The 3168-nt window shown below is 48.0% G+C and carries 2 tRNA genes and 2 rRNA genes; all 4 read left to right on the top strand.

What is annotated here, in order from left to right:
- Positions 1-162 precede the first annotated feature (162 nt).
- Positions 163-1701: ribosomal RNA gene (locus AC4CVF_RS22265) — 16S ribosomal RNA — on the top strand.
- A 59-nt stretch (positions 1702-1760) separates the two neighbouring features.
- Positions 1761-1837 (top strand) — tRNA-Ile (locus AC4CVF_RS22260).
- A gap of 44 nt (positions 1838-1881) precedes the next feature.
- Positions 1882-1957 (top strand) — tRNA-Ala (locus AC4CVF_RS22255).
- 336 nt (positions 1958-2293) lie between these two features.
- Positions 2294-3168: ribosomal RNA gene (locus tag AC4CVF_RS22250) — 23S ribosomal RNA — on the top strand; the annotation flags it as partial.

The raw sequence follows: 3168 nt of genomic DNA, 5'->3' as shown, positions 1-3168 counted from the left end.
ATCATTAAGAGAATATGAAGAACAACTTGTGTGGATTTTTACTAATTGATTGATCGAAATATTATCATTGATTGATTGGTTTAAATTACTCGAAGTTTATTTGAGAGAATTTGTCAGAACATTGATGAGCCAGAATTGTGACCTTAAGTCACTAATGATTTTTAACTGAAGAGTTTGATCATGGCTCAGATTGAACGCTGGCGGCAGGCTTAACACATGCAAGTCGAGCGGGGGAGATTACTTCGGTAATTGACCTAGCGGCGGACGGGTGAGTAATACTTAGGAATCTGCCTATTAATGGGGGACAACATCTCGAAAGGGATGCTAATACCGCATACGCCCTACGGGGGAAAGCAGGGGATCACTTGTGACCTTGCGTTAATAGATGAGCCTAAGTCGGATTAGCTAGTTGGTGGGGTAAAGGCCTACCAAGGCGACGATCTGTAGCGGGTCTGAGAGGATGATCCGCCACACTGGGACTGAGACACGGCCCAGACTCCTACGGGAGGCAGCAGTGGGGAATATTGGACAATGGGGGGAACCCTGATCCAGCCATGCCGCGTGTGTGAAGAAGGCCTTATGGTTGTAAAGCACTTTAAGCGAGGAGGAGGCTCTTCTAGTTAATACCTAGGATGAGTGGACGTTACTCGCAGAATAAGCACCGGCTAACTCTGTGCCAGCAGCCGCGGTAATACAGAGGGTGCGAGCGTTAATCGGATTTACTGGGCGTAAAGCGTGCGTAGGCGGCTTTTTAAGTCGGATGTGAAATCCCCGAGCTTAACTTGGGAATTGCATTCGATACTGGGAAGCTAGAGTATGGGAGAGGATGGTAGAATTCCAGGTGTAGCGGTGAAATGCGTAGAGATCTGGAGGAATACCGATGGCGAAGGCAGCCATCTGGCCTAATACTGACGCTGAGGTACGAAAGCATGGGGAGCAAACAGGATTAGATACCCTGGTAGTCCATGCCGTAAACGATGTCTACTAGCCGTTGGGGCCTTTGAGGCTTTAGTGGCGCAGCTAACGCGATAAGTAGACCGCCTGGGGAGTACGGTCGCAAGACTAAAACTCAAATGAATTGACGGGGGCCCGCACAAGCGGTGGAGCATGTGGTTTAATTCGATGCAACGCGAAGAACCTTACCTGGTCTTGACATAGTAAGAACTTTCCAGAGATGGATTGGTGCCTTCGGGAACTTACATACAGGTGCTGCATGGCTGTCGTCAGCTCGTGTCGTGAGATGTTGGGTTAAGTCCCGCAACGAGCGCAACCCTTTTCCTTATTTGCCAGCACTTCGGGTGGGAACTTTAAGGATACTGCCAGTGACAAACTGGAGGAAGGCGGGGACGACGTCAAGTCATCATGGCCCTTACGACCAGGGCTACACACGTGCTACAATGGTCGGTACAAAGGGTTGCTACCTAGCGATAGGATGCTAATCTCAAAAAGCCGATCGTAGTCCGGATTGGAGTCTGCAACTCGACTCCATGAAGTCGGAATCGCTAGTAATCGCGGATCAGAATGCCGCGGTGAATACGTTCCCGGGCCTTGTACACACCGCCCGTCACACCATGGGAGTTTGTTGCACCAGAAGTAGGTAGTCTAACCGTAAGGAGGACGCTTACCACGGTGTGGCCGATGACTGGGGTGAAGTCGTAACAAGGTAGCCGTAGGGGAACCTGCGGCTGGATCACCTCCTTAACGAAAGATTGACGATTGGTAAGAATCCACAACAAGTTGTTCTTCATTGATGTATCTGAGGGTCTGTAGCTCAGTTGGTTAGAGCACACGCTTGATAAGCGTGGGGTCACAAGTTCAAGTCTTGTCAGACCCACCAAGTCTACTGAACACAGAAGAGCAGATATATTAAGATCTTAAGCTGGGGACTTAGCTTAGTTGGTAGAGCGCCTGCTTTGCACGCAGGAGGTCAACGGTTCGACTCCGTTAGTCTCCACCACTAATTACAGACTAAGTGATTACAGAACTTAGTAAGCCGATAGCTTATTAAGTTCTGTGATTTATCACAGTTAACTACTCGCTGACGAGGCGGTAGTGAATCATTAACAGAATATATTTGAGTTGAAATAATTGTTTAACTCGTTTTAGTTGATGTTAGCAAGCAATTGTTAATATTGAATGAAATGAGAACTAGCGATAAAACTGAATCAAGCGTTTTGGTATATGAATTAAATTGAAGCTGTATAGTGATTAAGTTCACAGGCAACAAATAGAAGTGGTTGAATCCACATTGTTGATCCTCCTTGTAGGGATTAGCGACTGTTTGGGGTTGTATAGTCAAGTAATTAAGTGCATGTGGTGGATGCCTTGGCAGTCAGAGGCGATGAAAGACGTAATAGCCTGCGATAAGCTTCGGGGAGGCGGCAAATATCCTGTGATCCGGAGATTTCTGAATGGGGAAACCCACTTACCATAAGGTAGGTATCGCATGATGAATACATAGTCATGCGAGGCGAACGAGGGGAAGTGAAACATCTCAGTACCCTTAGGAAAAGAAATCAATTGAGATTCCCTCAGTAGCGGCGAGCGAACGGGGATCAGCCCATTAAGTTATATGTGTTTTAGCGGAAAGCTCTGGGAAGTGCTACCGTAGAGGGTGATAGTCCCGTACACGAAAGGGCACATATAATGATGACGAGTAGGGCGAGGCACGTGAAACCTTGTCTGAATATGGGGGGACCATCCTCCAAGGCTAAATACTCCTGACTGACCGATAGTGAACCAGTACCGTGAGGGAAAGGCGAAAAGAACCCCTGTGAGGGGAGTGAAATAGAACCTGAAACCGCATGCATACAAGCAGTGGGAGCCGACTTGTTCGGTGACTGCGTACCTTTTGTATAATGGGTCAGCGACTTATATTCAGTAGCAAGGTTAACCGTATAGGGGAGCCGTAGAGAAATCGAGTCTTAATAGGGCGTTTAGTTGCTGGGTATAGACCCGAAACCGGGTGATCTATCCATGAGCAGGTTGAAGGTTGGGTAACACTAACTGGAGGACCGAACCCACTGTCGTTGAAAAGCCAGGGGATGACTTGTGGATAGGGGTGAAAGGCTAATCAAACTCGGTGATAGCTGGTTCTCCCCGAAAGCTATTTAGGTAGCGCCTCGGACGAATACCATAGGGGGTAGAGCACTGTTTCGGCTAGGGGGT

The sequence above is a fragment of the Acinetobacter sp. LipI_19 genome (assembly GCF_058242925.1).
The sequence above is the reverse complement of the archived record's forward strand: the minus strand, read 5'-3'. Positions and strand labels throughout refer to the sequence as shown.